Below are 19,494 nucleotides of genomic sequence, written 5' to 3'. Positions count from 1 at the left end.
ACCGATGTCACGGGCTTTTTTCATGGTTCCAATCGGTAAGACAGGGCGACCAGGGCACGCGCCATTCCGTCCAGTTCCCGCAGCGGATGAGCCAACTGAGCGAACGAAGTCTGCGCCCGCCGCAGGCTCTGCTGCCGGTCATTGACTTGGAGCTCGACCTTCATTTGCTCCAGGAAATAGCCCATGCGATGGCACACGTCGGCGATGTTGTTTCCCGCTGACGTTGCCCTCACATAAAGCGTGCGCAGCATCTCAAGATGCTCGCGGGCTTTTGCCCTGCGTTGCTGCTGCGAGTAATACGCGTCTGGATCGAATTGCATATTCGGCAGGCAGACCCGCCCCAGGGCGTAGTAAATCTCGATCTTCGAATCCGGCCCGTGACAGCTGCACAGCCTCAGCGTCAATGTGTCGATGAAGCGCACAAAAATGCTGTGGATCGTCTGGGAAACGTCCACGACCAGGGCCTTGAGCCGCGCCACCGCCGTCGCACATTCCTCCAGCCGCAGCACGAGGTTGCCGAGCAATTGCATCAGGTCTGACGTGCGATTGCTCCCCATCGGGCCAAAATTGACCGGCGTGAAACGCGAGGGATCAAGGTTGCCGAGGGATTGCCGAGTCGGTGTTTCCCGGGCCACCTGCTCAAACTCTCGGACAAAAATGGAGGTTTGCCCGACCAACTGGCGGCCCATCGCCCCCAGTGACGGCACGACTGCGACGATGGCCCGCCAGTTGTTTTTATTGGCTATCGCCGTCCGGGTCAGTGCCTGCCCATCCGGAGGTGCCAGCAGTAAGTGTCCGGAACGGCGGAAAACATCCGAGAACTGCTCGATCTCCTTCAAGGCATCCGGCAGACCGCTCAAAAAATCGATGTACTCTTTCAACGAAGAAAAATTCTTCTCGTCCAGCAAGAAGTCGAACATGTTCGATGCCTCATAACGGGCGACTGTCGGTCACTACGAAGACAGCCCGACAGTCGCGTACTCCATGGTCAACAGCCCGACCGGCTATCCTTGCCCGGTGAAGCTCAAGCGATTGCCAATGGCAGGGACAGTGGCGTCAGGAATCCAATGAACTGCCGGGCCTGCTGGATGAAGTCGGCGCTGCGCTCGCTCTCTTCGAGGTACCCGTTGGCGTCCATCTGCCTGGCAAAGGCTCGATAGGCCGAGACCACGCCCTGGTATTCGCCCACATAACGGCGGCGCTCATCGTCGATGCCGTGGATGACCCGGATGAACTCGGCCTTGCCCTTGAGCGCCATGATCTCGTTGTTTTTCCCATCGATATCGCCATTCAGCGCCTCGATCTTCCCAACCAGCCTGTCTCGCTCGCGCACCAGATCGACGAACCGGACGCCTTCGCCGACCTGTACCAACGTTTTCTTGAGCTGCTCGATGGCTTGCATGACCAGTTGCACTTCAGGCGGGGCTACGCCGAGCTTCATCACCTGCTCCAGGTTCAGCACCAGATCGTTGCCAATCGCTTCGATGCCGACCTTGCTGAGCGACCCGATGGCCTCAGTGACTTGGCCACGCTCCTTCTGGCGTTCGCCCCGTTCATCGTGCAATTGTCCGAGGCTGGCCTCGACGGCTTGACGCTGCTTATCGAGGTCGTCAATGAAGCCCAGGCTCAAGCGTCGATCGAACACATCGTGAATGACCGCCAACTGATCGCTTAGCCGGCGGGTGGCCTGTTGCGTCCATCGGCTTATGCCCGCCAGGACTTCAGCACGGTCAACCTTGATTTCCTCGATATTCTTTTCATCGAACGCGCTCGCCAGCTCTTTCTCCAATCCCTGTAGCTGACGAATCCGCCTATCGAGGACCATGCTCGCGCTTAACGCGGACTCGCTCAGCACATCGCAACTCTTGCCCACGCTGAGCACCACGTCATCGAACCGCGCCCGCAGCTGCGGCAGGTAATTCCATTGAATGGACAGCGCACGGGCCTGGACTGCGCCGTCTCGCATCTGCCGGTTACTGTCGGCCATGACCTGGAGATCGACCTTGGGATAGTCGCTACGCAATGCGTAGGGTGCGAGGGTGAGCGCAGCGCGAGGTTGGATGCCATAAATACGCTCGTAGTCCCGGTCCGCGTCCTTGAATACCGCGATCAAGGCGTCTGCATCCTGTTCGATCTGCTTCCACGGTTGGGCGACTTGTCTGAAGGCCAGGATGAATCGCCTCAAAGTCAGGGCGTCATGAATGCCGGCAATCGCTTCCTGGGAGGTCGTGATGTAGAGATGCATGACGTTCCACACGTGCATCAGGTTCTGCGTCGCGATGTCGGCGTCGATGGCCACCAGCTCAAGCCCCTGCAAGTCGTGCTTGACGCGACTCAAGGAACCGAGGGTCTGGTTTCTGCTCCGGAGCGCTTCAATCGCTGCTTCCTGCTCCTTGTACAGTCGGTTTCTTTCGGCCCGGATGCTCTCGGCTTCCACCCCCAGGTAAATCGCCAGCGCCAGGCCGATCAGATTCAATCCGGCCGCAGCGCCGAGGGATTTTTGCACCGCCTTGGCGTACTCGTCGTTTTTTCCTCGATGCGTAACGCCCGCTCTTCGACCTCGCGCTTGAGCATCTCGACTTCGATGGGCAGCGCCGTATTGCCAATCAGGCTCAGGCGCAGCTTTATATCGGGAAGAATGTATTGACGAAGGTCATAACCAAAAAGATCGAGGCTGTTCTTGATGGTTTTTACCCGCCGGAAGTTATCCTCGACCCTTTCGAAAATCCGGCCTAGATAATAACCCACCTCTTCGACAATGCCCGGCTCCAGCTCAATACCAGGAAATTTTATACCCAACTCCATTTCCAACTTTCTTAACTGCTCCAATGTCTGGATATTATATCGATCAAGTTCCCTGGTAGGCTGGACTTCGATATAGATCTCATCCATCGCCTTGCCGTAAAGGGTCATGTTCGCGGCGAAAAGTTTCAGTTGGCTACCGGTCAACATGATCGATTCGCGCAGGGGCGACCAGCGTTGCGCATGGTTGCGGGTGGCGCGGAAGGTCCTCAGGAAATCTTCATGGCGCAGGCCCGGGCCACCGCCGGCATCGTCACCGAAACTGAGGTAATCCCTAACGTCTCCAGGCGTATAAGGCAGGGCCAAGGCGGCGGCTTCATATTTTCTCAGGTCGATGATCTGTTTCTTGGTCAGCAACAACCCCGTGCCACGGGACTCGCCTTCCTGCGCCGACGTCGAAGCGTTGGATAACGTCTTGGGCGCCAGTTGTGCAAAGCGGATGATATCTTCAGTCGAGGCGCCTTCCAGTGCCTCATTCCAGACGGCTTGAGTATTCATAATTAATCCTTTAATTATTTAATTGCCAAACAGCGAGCCTCGTTGGCTCATTGGCATTTGAAAGTACGGTCAATGTACAGCTGAGCGAACACTAGACGATGAAGTTAGAGGAAGTCAAAGACCGAAAACAAAGCAAACATTAGCGAATAATACAAAGTTGGCGGGCAACTTAGTTTGACCCACGATAAATGTTTCGCCGAATAATCATGTCGTCTCTCATTGACAGCGGCAATTTTGCGCACCGGGAAAGACCGAAAAACAGCGCCAGCGTCTGGACTGCAAGCCTTGCTTCTTCACCACGGAGGTATCCGTTAGCCAACTGGCACCGGGCAAAAGCCCCGCTCGCGCAACTGATCGGGATTTTTGTGTGTGTTTATGAATGCTTCTCGATAACACACGGCATAATGTGCGCCGTGATAAACAGCGAAGAATGAACAAGGCGAGCGACGTGTTGAAGAAAACCCTGTTCCAGTTGCACTGGTTCTTCGGCATCAGTGCCGGGTTGGTCCTGGCGTTGATGGGCATTACCGGGGCTGCGGTATCGTTCCAAGACGAGATTCTACGGGCCTTGAATCCACAAGTGCTGATGGTTGAAAAACAACCGGCCGGCGTCCTGCCGCCCGCCGAGCTGGTAGAACAGATCGAGGCCGCTTCCGGTAAAACCGTCGCCATGCTTTGGGTCGAGACCGACAGCGGCAATGCCGCGCGGGTGATTTTCAGCGCGCCGCCCGGGGAAAAGCGCGGGGCCATGCGCTATTTCAATCCCTACAACGCCCAGTTCATGGGCGAGGTGGTGGGCCAGGATTTCTTCGGCCTGATGCTCAGGCTGCACCGGGTCCTGACCTTGGATGAAGTGGGGCGGCAGATCACCGGCGCGTGCACGCTGATCCTGGTGTTCTTCTGCCTGTCCGGGTTGTACCTGCGCTGGCCGCGCCAGTGGAAAAGCTGGCGCGCCTGGCTGACGCTCGACTGGGCGAAAAAAGGCCGCAGTTTCAATTGGGACCTGCATTCGGTGGCCGGGACCTGGTGCATGGTGTTCTACCTGTTGGCGGCCCTGACCGGCCTGACTTGGTCCTATGAGTGGTACAACAAGGGCGCGACCCGCCTCTTGTCCGATTCGCCCAAGGAAGAACGCGTACGCAACCGCGGCCCCGCACCGCAAGGCCCGGCTCCGGTGGCTGATTATCGGGCCATGTGGAGCAGCATCTACAGCGCCGCCGGCCCGGACCTGTCCGCTTACAACGTGCGCATGCCGCCGGTGGCCGGGCAGCCGGCAACGGTGTTTTACCTGCTGAAAACCTCACCCCACGACCGAGCGCTGAATCAGATCAACCTCGACCCGGCCACGGGGGTCGTCAGCCGCCACAGCCGTTACAGCGACAAGAGCCTCAAGGCGCAATTGCTGACCAGCGTGTATGCCCTCCACGTCGGCAGCTACTTCGGCCTGGTCGGGCGGATCCTGGTCACGGTGGCCGCATTGACCATGCCCCTGTTCTTCATCACCGGCTGGTTATTGTATTTGGACCGCCGTCGCAAGAAGCGCCAAGTGAAACAGGCACGCCAGCAACTCGCCGACAACCCGAGCGACGCCCCGGCCTGGCTGATCGGCTTCGCCAGCCAGAGCGGTTTCGCCGAGCAACTGGCCTGGCAGACCGCCGGCCAGCTCCAGGCCGCTGGCTTGTCGGTGAACGTCCAGCCACTGGCTGGCGTCAGCGAACAAGACCTGTGCAACGCTACCCGCGCCCTGTTCGTCGTCAGTACGTTTGGCGACGGTGACGGGCCGGACAGCGCTCGCGGCTTCGAACGCAAGCTGCTGGGCCGCGCCGTGGGCCTGGAGCGTTTGCAGTATGCGGTGCTGGGCCTGGGCGACCGGCAGTATGAACATTTCTGCGGCTTCGCCCGGCGCCTGCATGCCTGGCTGACGGAACATGGCGGCAAGACCTTGTTCGCCCCGGTAGAAGTCGACAGCGGTGACCCTTACGCCTTGCGTCACTGGCAACAACAACTGGCCGAACTGACCGGCCAAGCGCCGGTGGACACCTGGCAGGCGCCCAGCTTCGAGCACTGGACCCTGAGCCAGCGCACCCTGCTCAACCCTGAGAGCAGCGGCTCGGGCGTCTACCTGTTGGGCCTCACGGCTCCGGGCCCGAGCAGTTGGCTGGCCGGGGACCTGGTGGAAGTCCTGCCGCGTAATGACCTGTGGGCCATCGAGCATTTCCTCGACGGGCTCGGTCTCTCCGGCCACGCTCGCGTGCAAATCGATGGCCTGCCACAGAGTCTCGATCAGGCCCTGGCGACCCGCCAGTTGCCTGAAAACCGCGCCCATCTGGTCGGCCTGCATGCCCAGGCGCTGGTGGATGCGCTGGCACCGCTGGCGATACGCGAATATTCCATCGCCTCGATCCCGGCCGACGGCGTGCTGGAGCTGATCGTGCGCCAGGAACGCCATGCCGACGGCAGCCTGGGCACCGGTTCCGGCTGGCTCACCGAACATGCGCCACTGGGCAGCGCCATTACCCTGCGGGTGCGCCGCAACAGCAGTTTCCACCTGCCACCCCAGGGCGTGCCGATGATCCTTTTGGGCAACGGCACTGGCCTGGCCGGCCTGCGCAGCCTGCTCAAGGCGCGCGTCACCGAGGGCATGCAGCGCAACTGGCTGCTGTTTGGCGAGCGCAACCGTGAACACGATTTCCATTGCCGCGACGAACTGCAGGAATGGGTGACTTCAGGCGACCTGGAACGCCTGGACCTGGCCTTCTCCCGGGACCAGAAACAAAAAATCTACGTTCAGCACCGCCTGCTGGAATCGGCAGCGCTACTCAAGCAGTGGGTGGCCGACGGCGCGGTGATCTATGTCTGCGGCAGCTTGCAGGGCATGGCCTCAGGGGTAGATCACGTACTCAACAGCGTGCTGGGGCGTGAGGAAGTGGAGCGGCTGATCGAGCAGGGGCGGTATCGGCGGGATGTTTACTGACCACCTCAAATAATGCACAACACCCTGTGGGAGCGGGCTTGCCCGCGAAGACGTCCTGTCAGTCATACATTTATCAACTGACACACCGCTTTCGCGGGCAAGCCCGCTCCCACAGAAAATTTTCTGTGCTCCTTGGATCAAACCGGCTGTAACTTCTTCTCGAACACCGCCACGCCTTCCAGATCCCGCAGCACCACGCTCATCTCCCCGCTCGGCCCGTCGATATTCACCTCACCAAAGAACTGATACCCCGCAAACGGCGAGGTGTTCTGGGCCGGCGGCGCTTTCTGGAACACCACTTCGGGACCGAAGGTCTTGTCCAAGGCATTGGGGCCGAAGCTGCCAGCGTTCAACGGCCCGGCGACAAACTCCCAGAACGGTTCGAAGTCCTGGAACGCGGCCTGTTCTGGGTGATAGTGATGGGCCGCGCAATAATGCACATCGGCGGTGAGCCAGACGTAATTGCGCACCTGATGTTTGCGCAGGTAACCGAGCAATTCGGCGATTTCCATTTCACGGCCCTGGGCCGGGCCGGGATCACCGTTGGCGACCGCCTCCCAGCGCGGCACACCGGGGCTGACTTCACCATCGGGCACACCCAGGCCGATGGGCATGTCGGCGGCGATGACTTTCCACTGGGTGCGGGACTGCTTCAATTCGCGCTTGAGCCAATTCAACTGTTCACGCCCGAGGAAGGGTTTGGCCGCCCCCAGGTTGGCGTCGTTGGCTTCGCGATAGCTGCGCATGTCCAACACGAACACATCCAGCATCGGCCCGTAACTGAGCTTGCGATAGATCCGCCCGCCGCCATCGGCCTTCTGCAAACGCATCGGCGCATATTCCAGCCAGGCCTGCCGCGCACGCCCCACCAAGGTGTGGATATCCCGGGTCTGGTAGCGCTCGTCCAGTTGCTTGCCCGGCGACCAGTTGTTAACCACCTCATGGTCATCCCACTGCCAGATCTGCGGCACTTCGGCGTTGAAGCGCCGCAGGTTTTCATCCATCAGGTTGTAGCGATAGTTGCCGCGATACTCGTCCAGGGTTTCGGCCACCTTGCTCTTGGCTTCGGTGGTGAGATTGCGCCAGATACGCCCGCCCTCGGTGGTGAGCTGCGCCGGCACCGGGCCGTCGGCATAGATGGTGTCACCGCTGTGGATGAAGAAGTCCGGCAGGCGCAAACGCATGGCTTCGTAGATGCGCATGCCGCCGATGTCCGGGTTGATACCAAAACCCTGGCCAACGGTATCGCCACTCCAGACGAAACGGATGTTGCGCTTGAACTGCGGCACACTGCGCAGATGGCCTAGCCAGGGTTCGCTGGCAACGCCGCTTTGGGCGTCTTCGAAATGCACACGGTAGAAAATCGCCTGGTCAGGCGGCAACCCGGTGAGTTCGACCCGGGCGGTGAAATCGCTACGGGTGTCGGCCACAGGCGAGACAAAGCGGCGGGGATTGCTGAATTGGCTACGGGTGTCCCACTCCACCACCATCCGCGCCGGGCGGTCGCTGCGGCTCCAGATCATCGCCCGGTCGCCCTGCAGGTCGCCGGACTGCACACCATCGGTGAGCACCGGTCGGTCCTTGACCGAGGCCATCACCGCCGGCGCCAGCCCCGGCAACAACAACCCCGCCCCCACGGCTTGCATCACACGACGACGGCCCAGGTCGAATTCGCTCATGGTGTTTCCCCCAAATGGAAAAACTTAAGCATGGCTGTGTGAAATGGGTGTGACAGGAATTTTATGAACACCAATAAACCAATGTGGGAGCGGGCTTGCTCGCGAAAGCAGTGTGTCAGGCGATTTTTTATCGACTGAAGCACCGCTTTCGAGCAAGCCCGCTCCCACAGGGGACCTTCATTGCGTCAACAAAGTGGTCAGGCTTTGGCTGGCTCCAACGCCATTTCTACCACCTCAGGACGCTTGAGCACTGCATAGGCCACCGCCGTTACCAGGCTGCCCGCGACGATTGCCAGCAAGTACAACAGCGCATGGTTGATCGCATTCGGAATCAGCATCACGAACAACCCGCCGTGGGGCGCCATGAGCTTGCAGCCGAAGTACATCGACAGCGCGCCGGTCAACGCACCGCCGGCGATGCTGGCCGGGATCACCCGCAACGGGTCCTTGGCGGCGAACGGGATCGCGCCTTCGGAGATGAAGCACAAGCCCAGCACCAGCGCCGCCTTACCGGCCTCGCGCTCGGTCTGGGCGAATTTGCGGCGGGCGATGAAGGTGGCGATGCCCAGGCCAATCGGCGGCACCATCCCGGCGGCCATGGTCGCGGCCATCGGTGCGTAACTCTGCGAGGCCAGCAGCCCCACCGAAAACGCATAGGCGGCCTTGTTGATCGGTCCGCCGAGGTCGACGCACATCATCGCTCCCAGCAGCACGCCCAACAGGATCGCATTGGTGGTGCCCATGCTGTCGAGGAAGTGGGTCAGCGCTGCGAGCATGCCCGCCACCGGCTTGCCGACGATGTAGATCATCACCAGGCCAGTGACCAGGCTCGCCAGCAGCGGGATGATCAGGATCGGCTTGAGCGCTTCCAGGCTCTGGGGCAAACGCGCGTAGCGATTGATCGCCTTGGCGACGTAACCGGCCAGGAAACCGGCGATGATCCCGCCGATAAACCCGGCGCCGAGGGTGCTCGCCAACATCCCGCCGATCATCCCCGGTGCCAGGCCCGGACGGTCGGCGATGGAGTAAGCGATGTAGCCAGCCAGCAGCGGCACCATCAATTTGAATGCCGTGTCGCCGCCAATCTGCATCAGCGCCGCCGCCAGCGTGCCGGGCTCCTTGAACGCGGTGATGCCGAACACGAACGACAAGGCGATCAACAAACCACCGGCCACCACCATCGGCAGCATGAACGACACGCCCGTCAGCAGGTGTTTGTAGACGCCGGTCTTTTCCGCCTTGGCCGGGCCGCTGGCGCCGCTCGATGCGCTTTCCTGCCGGCCTTCGACCAACGCCTTGTTCAGCGTGGCTTCGGCCTGTTTCAAGGCGATGCCCGTGCCGCAGCGGTAGATTTTCTTGCCGGCGAAGCGCTCGGTGGCGACTTCGATGTCGGTGGCAAGCAACACCACGTCAGCCTCGGCGATAGCCTCGGGGCTCAACGGATCCCGAGCCCCTACCGAGCCCTGGGTTTCCACTTGCAGGTGGTAGCCCAGTTTTTTCGCCGCCTGCTGCAACGCCTCGGCCGCCATGAACGTATGGGCAACGCCCGTGGGGCAGGCGGTGATGGCAACCAGGCGCGGCGCGCGCTCAGCCGCCGCAGGCACCGGCTCCAGTACATCCGCCTCGGCAAGCACCGTGGCTTCTACAGCGCCGCGACGCAGCAATGAATCAACGTCTTGCAGGGCCTGGGCCGGGGTGCTGCGAAACACACGCTTGCCGACAAACCGCGACAAGTCCAATGGGCCGCTGGCAACCAGCAGGATCCACTCGGCCGCGTCGAGGGTCGCCGCCGACAACTGACGTTCCGGATGGGCCGGGTCATGCACTTCGACACTGGTGCTCCAACCTTGGCGCTGGGCTGCCGCGTCCAGCAGGCGGGCGCACAACACACTGGTGACCATGCCATTCGGGCAGGCCGTCACAATGGCTAATTTCATTTTGCGAACCCTCTTATTGTTCTGTCAGGGGGCGCACGCGCACGCCCTGTTCAAGCGACGCCAGCAGTGCCGTGTCGTGGATGCCAAAGCCGATCTGCGTGACCGCCATGGCGGCGATGGCCGTGGCCGTGCGCAGGGTCTGCTCCGGAGTGTCGGCGCTGAGCAGGCCATGCAGCATGCCCGCCAACAGTGAATCCCCGGCACCCACGGTGCTGGCGACGCTGACCTTGGGCGGCGAGGCATGCAGCGCCGCACCGACGCTGAACCAGTTCACGCCATCGGCGCCGTGAGAAATCACCACATGCTCGATGCCTTGGGCGTGCAGGCGCTGCGCCGCTTGCGCCTGGGCCAACCCACTCACCACCTCGCAACCCAGCGCATCGGCCAGTTCCTCGGTGTTCGGCTTGATCAGCCAGGGCCCCGCCGCCAAGGCGACGCGCAAGGCTTCGCCACTGGTGTCGAGGGCCACGTTCAGGCCGAGCTGTTTCAAGCGCACGATCAACGCCTGCAACCACTGCGGGCTGACGCCCCGGGGCAAGCTGCCCGCCACCACTACCACGTCGTGGCCGGGGGCGATGTGTTCCAGTCGCTCCAGCAACGCGTGCTGCGCGGCTTCGTCGACGACCGGGCCCGGCCCGTTGAGGTCAGTTATACGTCCGTCCTGCTCGGCCAGCTTGATGTTGCTGCGGGTTTCCCCGGGCACACGGATAAAGGCGTCGATAAAACCACGCTGGGTAAACAGCGTCTCGAACGCCTGGGCATTGTCTTCCCCCAGGAAACCACTGACCGTCAACGTATGACCGAGGTCGGCCAGCACTTGGGCCACGTTCACGCCTTTGCCGGCGGCGTGGGTGTGCATGGCATCGCTGCGGTTGACCTGTCCCGGCTCCAGGCGCGCCAGTTCAACCGTGAGGTCGAGCGCCGGGTTGAGGGTCAGGGTAAGAATCTTCGCCATTACAGCGCCTCCACTAATGCGCGCACATCATCGGCGCTGCCCACGGCCAACGCCTCTTGGGCCAGGGTCTGTACTTGCGCCAGGCTCAGCTCGCGAACCCGCGCCTTGACTTCGGCAATGCTGCGCGCCGAAACGCTCAACTCGTCCACGCCCAGGCCCACCAGCACCGGCACCGCCAGTGGATCAGCCGCTAGCTCGCCGCATACGCCGACCCACTTGCCATGGGCATGGGCGGCACGCACGGTGATATCGATCAGTTGCAGCACCGCCGGATGCAAGCCATCGGCCTGGGCCGACAAGGTCGGGTGACCACGATCGATGGCCAGGGTGTATTGCGTCAGGTCGTTGGTGCCGACACTGAAGAAGTCGACTTCCTTGGCCAGCACCGGCGCGAGCAAGGCAGCGGACGGCACTTCGATCATGATCCCCAGTTGCAGGTCCGCCACAGGAATCTCCAGGCGCAGGCGTTCGGTCATGTCCCGGGCCTGACGCCACTCGTCAACGCTGCCGACCATGGGGAACATGATCCGCAGCGGACGGTTGTCCGCCGAGCGCAACAAGGCGCGCAACTGCGCTTCCATGACCTGCGGACGCTGCAAGGTCAGGCGAATGCCGCGCACGCCGAGGAACGGGTTCTCTTCTTTCGCGATCGGCCAGTACGGCAGCGGTTTGTCACCGCCGACATCGAGGGTGCGCACCACCAGCGGCCGGCCAGCCAGGCCATCGAGCACCTTGCGATATTCGGCTTCCTGGGTCGCTTCGTCCGGTGCCTGGGTGTGGGCCATGAAAATCAGCTCGGTGCGCAACAGACCGATGCCTTCGGCGCCCTGCTCCACCGCGCTGCCGACACCGGCGCTCTCGCCGATGTTGGCAAACACTTCCACGGCGTGACCGTCGCGGGTCAGCGCCGGCTGGTGGCGCTGTTCGGCAGCAACCTTGAGGCGCTGCTCGCGGGTGTCGCGTTCTTCCCTGGCCCGTTGCAGGGTAGCCGCGTCGGGGTCCACGTGCAGGCGACCGCGCTGGCCGTCCAGCAGCAAGGACGTGCCCGGCGCCAGCAACAGCACCGCTGGCCCAGCGCCCACCAGTGCCGGAATGCCCAAGGCTCGGGCAACGATCGCGCTGTGGGCAGTCGCGCCGCCGCGAGCGGTCAGGATACCCGCGACACGGGCCGGGTCCAGACGGGCGACGTCGGACGGGCCGACTTCGTCCATCACCAGGATGTAGGGTTGATCGGGTTCGTTCGGGGTTTCGACGCCGCACAATTGCGCCAGCACACGACGGCCCACGTCTCGCAGGTCGGCGGCACGTTCGGCGAGCAGTGCGTCCTGCAAGGCCTCCTGTTCTTTCGCGGCGGCTTCGATCACCCCCATCCAGGCCGCTTGCGCACTCTCTCCCAGCTTCAAGCGGGTGTCGACTTCGTCGGTCAGCTCCGGGTCGTCGAGCATTTCCTGGTGGGTGATGAAGATCTCGCGGATGGCCTTGGCCTTGGCGCGCTCGACCAGCCCTTCGATATCGCGGCGCACCTGGTTCAAAGCGTTTTGCAGGCGCTCGCGCTCGATGGCCGCCGACTCGCCGCGCAGCGGATAATCGATGGCTTGCAGCACCTGGATATGGGCCGGGCCGATGGCAATGCCCGGCGCCGCAGCGACGGCCTGGATCAGGCTGCCGGATTCGGGCGCCAGCATCACGGCAGCCACTTCGGCTATCGCGGGTTCTCGCGGCGTGCTCGGTGGCGGCAGCGGTTCGACTTCTTCGCCAAGGCCTTCTTCGATGGCTGCCAGCAATGCCGGCAGCGCGTCGTTGGCAATGCTCGGTTCGGCAATGAATTCCAGCACCTGGCCGCGCCGGGCGCCCAGGCTCAACAGTTTGCTCAAGCTCTTGACCGACACGGCGCTGTCCTGGCCGTCGACGATACGCACGCGGATCTCGCCATCGAAACTTTTCGCCAGCTGCGCGAGGATCTTCGCCGGCCGCGCGTGCAAGCCATGGGCATTGGCCAGGCCGATGCGGGCGCTGGGCCAGTCGGCGGGCAACTCACCACCGAGCACTTCCAACACCTTGCGGCTGCTGGTGGCGCGGCCCAGTTCGTGGCCACGACCTTCGATCAGCAGCGCGCAGAGCCTTTCCAGCAAGCTTTGGTGAGCCTCGCCAAGGCTGGCAAGGCAGAACAGGCCGCTCAGGGGTTGGCCCAAGTAGCGGATGGGTTTGTCCGGTGTGACGAACGCCAGTCCCGGACGCTTGACCGTCTGCTCGCTGTGCAGCCACCACAGGCCATCACCCAGGGGCAGCGCCTCGACTTGCTGCAAGACACCGGCAAAACCATTACTCACGCAATCGGCCTGGCGCAGCAGACGGGCGCCGCGCCAGACCAACTCTTCGAAGTCGTCAGCCGACACGCCAAGGCCAATCATCTGCGCATCCAGCGCCAGTTCCTGCGGCGCGCCTTGCAGCAGTTTCAACAGCGCTTCGGCGGAGCTGGCACGGCGCAGGGCCTGGCCCAGGTCAGTCTCGCCGAGGGCGCGGGTCAGCAATTGCAACAGGCGCAGGTGTTCGTCGGATTTGGCCGCGATGCCAATGGCCAGGTAAACGATCTGGCCATCGCCCCAATCCACACCTTCGGGAAATTGCAGCAGGCGTACGCCGGTTGAATACACCAGGTCGCGGGTTTGCGGGGTGCCGTGGGGGATGGCAATACCTTGGCCAAGAAAGGTCGAGCCCTGGGCTTCGCGGGCCTGCAAGCCGGCGAGATATCCCTCAGCTACCAAGCCATCGGCCACCAGTCTGTCAGCGAGCAATTGCAGCGCAGCGTCTTTATCCACAGCGGTTTGAGCCATGGATATCTGCTCTAGAGTGAGCTCGAGCATGCTTTCTCCTTCTTGGCGTCCGATTGGCGCCAGGTATTGTTTTGAATGAATCAGCTTAGCGTTGCAGGACAGCTTTTGGCGCTATCGCGGCAGAGAAGCCAAAAACCCTGCTAACCTTGAAAATACGCTTGCTGAAACGTTTAATCTAGAAAGAATGGCACGTTACTCGATAATCTCTCATCCTTGAAGTGCAACTTGTCGCCGGTGCTGGGCAGTGACGATCATCTTGAATCGGGTAGGATGGCCCTTATTGGCGGGACAGCCTCGAAAAAACAAGGAAAACCGGGTTGAAACTCAGTGATATTGCCCAACTGGCCGGTGTGTCGGTGACCACCGCCAGCTATGTCATCAACGGCAAGGCCGAACAGCAACGCATCAGCAGCGCCACCGTCGAACGGGTGCGAGCGGTGGTTGAGGAGCATGGCTTCACGCCCAATCCCCAGGCCGCCGGTTTGCGTAGCCGACACACGCGCACGCTGGGCTTCATTCTGCCGGACCTGGAAAACCCCAGCTACGCACGCATCGCCAAGCTGCTGGAGCAAGGGGCGCGGGCGCGGGGTTATCAGTTGCTGATCGCCAGCTCCGACGATGCACCCGACAGTGAGCGGCAATTGCTGCAATTGTTCCGTGCCCGGCGCTGCGATGCGTTGATCGTCGCCAGTTGCCTGCCGGCCGGGGACGACAGTTATCGCCAGTTGCAAGCCAAAGGCATCCCCATCATCGCCATCGACCGGGTGATGGAACCTGCGCATTTCTGTTCGGTGATCAGCGACGACCGCCAAGCCAGCCTGCAACTGACGCGCAGCCTGCTTGAGACGAACCCTCGGCAAATCGCCCTGATCAGCGCCCGCCCCGAGCTGAGCATCAGCCAGGAACGGACCGCAGGGTTTAACGAGGCGCTGGCCGGGTTCGACGGTCAGGTGCTGATCGAGCATGGTGAGTCGTTCAGTCGCGAATGCGGCCGCCAGTTGATGGATGAACTGCTTGCGCGCCTGGGGCACCTGCCCGATGCGCTGATCACGACCTCCTACGTTCTGCTGCAAGGGGTGTTCGACGCCCTCCACGATTTCCCGCTCAAGGCACGCCCGCTGCGCCTGGGCACGTTTGGTGACACGCAGTTGCTGGATTTCCTGCCGCTGCCGGTCAATGCCATGTCCCAGCAACATCAACTGATTGCCGATAAGGCCTTGGAACTGGCATTGGCGGCCATCGAAAACGATGTTTACCAACCTGGCGTGCAGGCCATCGAGCGGACCTTCAAGCAGCGCATTCATCAGGGCTGATTCAAGCATGGAGCTGATCGACACCCACACCCACCTGGACTTTCCCGACTTCGACGCAGACCGCCCGGCGCTGCTGGCTGAAAGCCGCGCCTCGGGCGTGCGGGAAATGGTGGTGCTTGGGGTGTATCGGGACAATTGGCAGCGGGTCTGGGAGCTGGTGCAAAGCGACCCCGACCTGTACGCCGCGCTGGGCCTGCACCCGGTGTATCTGGACCAGCATCGCCGCGAAGACATCGTGCAATTGCGCGAATGGCTGGCCCGCCTGGCCGGGCACCGGCAGCTGTGCGCGGTGGGGGAAATCGGCCTGGATTACTACATCGAAACCCTCGACCGTGAGCGCCAGCAGGCGCTGTTCGAGGCGCAATTAAATCTGGCTGCGGAGTTCGAACTGCCGGCGCTGATCCACGTGCGCCGCAGTCATGCGGCCGTAATCGCAACCCTCAAGCGCATTGGCCTGAAACGCACGGGCATCATCCACGCCTTCGCCGGCAGCTTTGAAGAGGCCCGCGAATACATCAAGCTCGGTTTCAAGCTCGGCCTGGGCGGCGCCGCGACCTGGCCCCAGGCCCTGCGCATGCACCGAGTGCTGGCAAAACTGCCATTGGACGCGGTGGTGTTGGAAACCGATTCGCCGGACATGGCACCGGCGATGTTCCCAGGGCAACGCAACAGTCCGGCGCACCTGCCGGCGATCTGCGAAGCACTGGCCCAGATCATGGCAGTGAGCCCTGGGCAATTGGCCGAGGCCAGCACCGCCAACGCCCGCGATTTGTTCAACTGGTGAAAAACCTGTGGGAGCGGGCTTGCTCGCGAAAGCGTTGTATCGGTCAACAAGAAGGTTGCCTGGCACTCCGCCTTCGCGAGCAAGCCCGCTCCCACATTCTGCTTTGCAGGGGCTAGATTAATCACACCCGAAACGCATTGATCAACTGCTTGAGCTGCACCACCTGGGCGGACAGTTCACGGCTGGCGTCTTCGGTCTGGTGCGCGCCTTCGGCGGTGCGTTCACCGGCGCGGTTGATCTCGACGATGTTCTGGTCGATGTCATGGGCCACGGCCGTCTGTTGTTCGACTGCGGCGGCGATCTGCTGATTCTGATCGACGATCATGCCGACCGCGCCGAGGATGTTGTCCAATGCCTGCTGAACCTTTTCCGATTGACTGACCGTGCCGCTGGCCATCTCATGGCTGGTGCCCATCGCCTTGACCGCAGCACCCACGCCGCCGTGCAGGCGGGAGATCATCGCTTCGATTTCCTCGGTCGATTGCTGGGTTCGCTTGGCCAGGGTCCGCACTTCATCGGCCACCACCGCAAAACCGCGCCCCTGTTCACCGGCCCGTGCTGCCTCGATGGCGGCATTCAGGGCCAGCAAGTTGGTCTGCTCGGCGATGCTCTTGATCACGTCCAATACACGGCTGATGGCCTGGCTGTCGGTCGCCAGTTGGTTGATCACCTGCACCGACTGATCGATCTCACTGGCCAAGCGGGCGATGCTGCCCTGCTGCGACTCCACCAGCCCACGCCCACTCAGGGTTTCATCGTTCACGCTGTGGGCGCTGCTGACCGCTGCGGCGGCACTGCGAGCAACCTCTTGGGCCGTGGCCGACATCTGGTTCATCGCCGTGGCCACCAGTTCGATCTGGCTGCGCTGCCCGGCGACGGCTTGGTTGCTCTGGGCCGATACCGTTTCCACCTGCCCGGCCTGGCGTTCGACTTCAGCGACAGTGCGGCCGACCTGTTCGATCAGGTCATGGATTTTCGCCACCGTGCCATTGAACACCTCGCCCAACTCGCCCAGTTCGTCCTTGCTGCGGGCCACGAAATTGACCGTCATGTCCCCGGCGGCCACTTTGTCCATCATCTCGCCCAAGTGTTGGAGCGTGGTGCGGGTCGAGGCGTAGAAACCGGCGTACAGGTAGAAAATCAGCAGGAACACCAACGCCAGCGCCACGGCCTGCAACACCATGTGGCTACGGTTCTGCTCCAGGCGATGCTGCAACTGCACGCCAAGAAACCCCTGTGTTGCCTCGTTCAGCCGATAGGTCTGTTCCATCAGGCCACTGACCTGCTCAAAGAATGCCGGCCAGGGCGCATCGAGCGTGTCGGCCATGACCACCTGTTCCTCGATCAGCTCAGAGGCTTTCTTCAAGGTGCTCTTGCTGCCGCCGGCGGGCTCGGCCAAGGCTTGTCCGGCCGCCTTGCTCGAGCCCAGGGCGTCTTGCAGCTTCAGGTCATATTCACCCTGGAGTTTCTCGATCTGCGCCAGTAGCTCATCGAACCGGGTACTCGACGCCGAATTGAGAAAACCCAGCCCCAAGGAAGAAGCCCCCAAGGCACGGCCTTCACCGAGGATCTGGGTGACCTTGGGGGTCATGCCGATAATCAGTTCGCTGAGCTGGCGGATATCGCTCTGATTGTCGCGGCTGAGCCCCGCCTGGCTGGCGATGATCTGGCTGAACATCTGTGCGCTGTTGAGCAGCTTGCCAATCAACGCGCTTTTGCTTTGCAAGGAGCTTTCGGCCTGCTGGGCCTTGAAGGCCGCGATCATCTCATCGCGCTTGGCATCGAAGGCGCTGGCCTGCTCAGGCTCGACCGCCACTGCGTTCATGCCTTGCAGGCGCGCCAGTACCTGCTGCTCGAGGGTGCCGATCTTCGCCTCTACGTCACCGGCCTTGCCCGACTGACCCAGGCTGGCGTTGATCTGCACCAGGTTGTTCAGGGTTTCCAGGTCTCGGCGCAAGGTCAGGCTGCTGCCCAGCAGGTCGAGACTCTGCAACTCCACTTGCGTGCCCTGGAATTCCCGATAGGAGTCGCGCACCAGAAAAAAATTGGTCACCAGCATCGGCAGCAGGAACAACACGCTGATCAGGCTGAACTTCATGCCGAAGCTCAGGCGATTCATCAGCGCGACGGCGGGCCAGAGCAAACTCTTCACAAGGAAGTCTCCCGGTAATGTTTTTATTGTTTTATGGGCGCGCAAAGACAGCACAAAGCCACTATTGGGGCGCTGTCCTTGTATAGCCTAAATTGGCCGGGAGATTTGTAACTTAAGGTTAACGAGAAGCGCGTTAATCGTTTTTTAGGCCAGCACCGTCCACAACGCAAACCCGGCATACCAGAGCACCGCCGCACGCAGCAGCAATTCCCAAAGTCGATCCAGGCTGTTGATGCCGTCCGGTCCCGCGACGGGCTTGGGGATCTCGCCGGCCACCAGGCCGACTTTGTCGATGAGGTCGGCGGCGCTGATGTTCCAGTTCAGCAGTTCATGCAGCATGACCCGGCTGACTGCCACGAAGTTGCCCACCAGGGCGAAGCTCGCCGCCAGCAACCGCACCGGCCCCCAGTCGAAGGCATGGCGCAGTTGCGCGGCCCGCTCGGCAACGCCGGGGTTGTGGCTGTGCTCGGCGGCCAGTGCCAGCAATCGATAGCTCAAAGCCGCTACCGGCCCCAAGAGGAAGTACCAGAAGATCACCGCGAAAAAGCTCTGGTAGGCCTGCCACAGCAAATGCCCCTGGACCTCCTCCAATAACTGCTCACCGTCATCGGTTTCGATGTCGAGGTCGCGCTTGGCCACATGGGCAGCCGCTTGCAGGTCCTCTCGACGCCAGGCATCGCGAAACGGTCCCAGGTCGGCCAGCAGGTCGCCGCGTCCCAAACTGTAGATGACCACCACCAAGTGCACTGGCAATGCCAGCAGACCATACGCCACCGGCTCCAGCACCCAGAGCAGCAATGCCAAAAGTGCCACTGGCAGCAAGACCAGTACCACCAGCACCAGCCATGGACGGTTGACCCAACGCGGGCTCGCTTCAAGCTTGTTCAGTTCGCGCAGCCAACCACCGTCGCGCTGTACGCGCTGGCGCAGGGCCGAGAACTTCTCGATCCAGACCGCCAGGAGCAATACCAGAAAACTCATTGTCCTTCCTCTTCTGTCAGGGCCGCGCGATAGCGCGCCCAGTCGAATGCCGGTCCCGGATCGGTCTTGCGCCCCGGTGCGATGTCGCTGTGCCCGCAAATACGCTCGACGGTGATCGCCTTGAACGCGGCTCGCAACTGCCGGGTCAGTGCCACCAGCGCGGTGTACTGCGCCTCGGTGAACGGCAAATCATCGGTGCCCTCGAGTTCGATGCCTATGGAAAAATCATTACAGGTTTCCCGCCCCTCGAAACACGAGACGCCCGCGTGCCATGCACGATCCAGACAGGAGACAAACTGGGTGACGGTGCCGTCACGCTCGATCAGAAAATGCGCAGAGACGCGCAGGTCGGCGATACCGGCAAAATAGGGATGTTCCGTGACATCCAGGCGATTCTGGAAAAATTCCTGCACCTTGCCCGTGGCGAATTGCGCCGGTGGCAGGCTGATGTTGTGGATCACCAGCAGGGAAATTTCGCCCTCGGGGCGCGCATTGAAGTTGGGTGACGGGCAATGACGCACGTTTTCGCACCAACCGCTCGCGGAGTCGAACTGCATACAGGTTCCTTCGATGACAACGCTGATG

Annotated in this window: 11 protein-coding genes and 2 pseudogenes; 3 read left to right on the top strand and 10 right to left on the bottom strand. The window is 61.9% G+C overall.

Annotation, left to right across the window (positions count from 1 at the left end):
• Positions 1 to 20: 20 nt before the first annotated feature.
• The 3 genes and pseudogenes from PFLQ2_RS23870 to PFLQ2_RS28330 all read right to left on the bottom strand — a co-directional run.
• Positions 21 to 920: a hypothetical protein gene (locus PFLQ2_RS23870; protein WP_003177909.1), complete on the bottom strand. Its 900-nt coding sequence runs from the start codon at positions 918 to 920 to the stop codon at positions 21 to 23.
• Between the two features lie 104 nt (positions 921 to 1,024).
• On the bottom strand, positions 1,025 to 1,825 hold the full coding sequence (locus tag PFLQ2_RS30575; RefSeq protein ID WP_225970868.1) for an alpha-xenorhabdolysin family binary toxin subunit B: 801 nt from the start codon (positions 1,823 to 1,825) through the stop codon (positions 1,025 to 1,027).
• 345 nt (positions 1,826 to 2,170) lie between these two features.
• Positions 2,171 to 3,300 (bottom strand): annotated as a pseudogene (locus tag PFLQ2_RS28330) (alpha-xenorhabdolysin family binary toxin subunit A); the annotation flags it as partial.
• 448 nt (positions 3,301 to 3,748) lie between these two features.
• Here PFLQ2_RS28330 and PFLQ2_RS23875 point away from each other — a divergent pair.
• Positions 3,749 to 6,274 (top strand): PepSY domain-containing protein, encoded by a 2,526-nt coding sequence (locus PFLQ2_RS23875; RefSeq protein WP_003177903.1) that lies wholly within the window; start codon positions 3,749 to 3,751, stop codon positions 6,272 to 6,274.
• 137 nt (positions 6,275 to 6,411) lie between these two features.
• Here the strand turns inward: PFLQ2_RS23875 and PFLQ2_RS23880 are convergent, their stop codons facing one another.
• The 4 genes from PFLQ2_RS23880 to ptsP all read right to left on the bottom strand — a co-directional run bounded on the left by PFLQ2_RS23880 (position 6,412) and on the right by ptsP (position 13,709).
• Entirely contained in the window at positions 6,412 to 7,953 is a 1,542-nt protein-coding gene (locus PFLQ2_RS23880) for an alkaline phosphatase D family protein (RefSeq protein ID WP_003177901.1), read from the bottom strand.
• A 197-nt stretch (positions 7,954 to 8,150) separates the two neighbouring features.
• The gene (locus PFLQ2_RS23885; protein ID WP_003177900.1) at positions 8,151 to 9,890 is read right to left on the bottom strand and encodes a PTS fructose-like transporter subunit IIB; all 1,740 of its coding nucleotides are present in this window, start codon (positions 9,888 to 9,890) and stop codon (positions 8,151 to 8,153) included.
• A gap of 13 nt (positions 9,891 to 9,903) precedes the next feature.
• Positions 9,904 to 10,845, bottom strand: a complete 942-nt coding sequence (gene pfkB, locus PFLQ2_RS23890) for a 1-phosphofructokinase (RefSeq protein WP_003177898.1) — start codon at positions 10,843 to 10,845, stop codon at positions 9,904 to 9,906.
• Positions 10,845 to 13,709: a phosphoenolpyruvate--protein phosphotransferase gene (gene ptsP, locus PFLQ2_RS23895; protein WP_003177896.1), complete on the bottom strand. Its 2,865-nt coding sequence runs from the start codon at positions 13,707 to 13,709 to the stop codon at positions 10,845 to 10,847. The genes pfkB and ptsP overlap by 1 nt, the downstream gene beginning before the upstream one ends.
• A 287-nt stretch (positions 13,710 to 13,996) precedes the next feature.
• On the opposite strand from ptsP, the gene cra reads away from it, so the two are divergent.
• Both cra and PFLQ2_RS23905 read left to right on the top strand, forming a co-directional pair.
• Positions 13,997 to 14,992, top strand: a complete 996-nt coding sequence (cra, locus tag PFLQ2_RS23900; RefSeq protein ID WP_003177894.1) for a catabolite repressor/activator — start codon at positions 13,997 to 13,999, stop codon at positions 14,990 to 14,992.
• 7 nt (positions 14,993 to 14,999) lie between these two features.
• Positions 15,000 to 15,776: a TatD family hydrolase gene (locus tag PFLQ2_RS23905; RefSeq protein WP_003177892.1), complete on the top strand. Its 777-nt coding sequence runs from the start codon at positions 15,000 to 15,002 to the stop codon at positions 15,774 to 15,776.
• A gap of 121 nt (positions 15,777 to 15,897) precedes the next feature.
• Here the strand turns inward: PFLQ2_RS23905 and PFLQ2_RS30945 are convergent.
• The 3 genes and pseudogenes from PFLQ2_RS30945 to ampD form a co-directional block, all read right to left on the bottom strand.
• Positions 15,898 to 16,470, bottom strand: a pseudogene (locus PFLQ2_RS30945) (methyl-accepting chemotaxis protein); the annotation flags it as partial.
• A gap of 1,602 nt (positions 16,471 to 18,072) precedes the next feature.
• Entirely contained in the window at positions 18,073 to 18,909 is an 837-nt protein-coding gene (gene ampE / locus PFLQ2_RS23915) for a regulatory signaling modulator protein AmpE (RefSeq protein WP_003177888.1), read from the bottom strand.
• Positions 18,906 to 19,466, bottom strand: a complete 561-nt coding sequence (gene ampD, locus PFLQ2_RS23920) for a 1,6-anhydro-N-acetylmuramyl-L-alanine amidase AmpD (RefSeq protein WP_003177886.1) — start codon at positions 19,464 to 19,466, stop codon at positions 18,906 to 18,908. Before ampD ends, ampE begins: the two co-directional genes overlap by 4 nt.
• Between the last annotated feature and the right edge of the window lie 28 nt (positions 19,467 to 19,494).

Origin of the sequence: Pseudomonas fluorescens Q2-87, assembly GCF_000281895.1 — a bacterium.
Classification (GTDB): Bacteria; Pseudomonadota; Gammaproteobacteria; order Pseudomonadales; family Pseudomonadaceae; genus Aquipseudomonas; species Aquipseudomonas fluorescens_S.
Note: the sequence above shows the minus strand (reverse complement) of the source record. Positions and strands in the feature narration are given on the sequence as shown.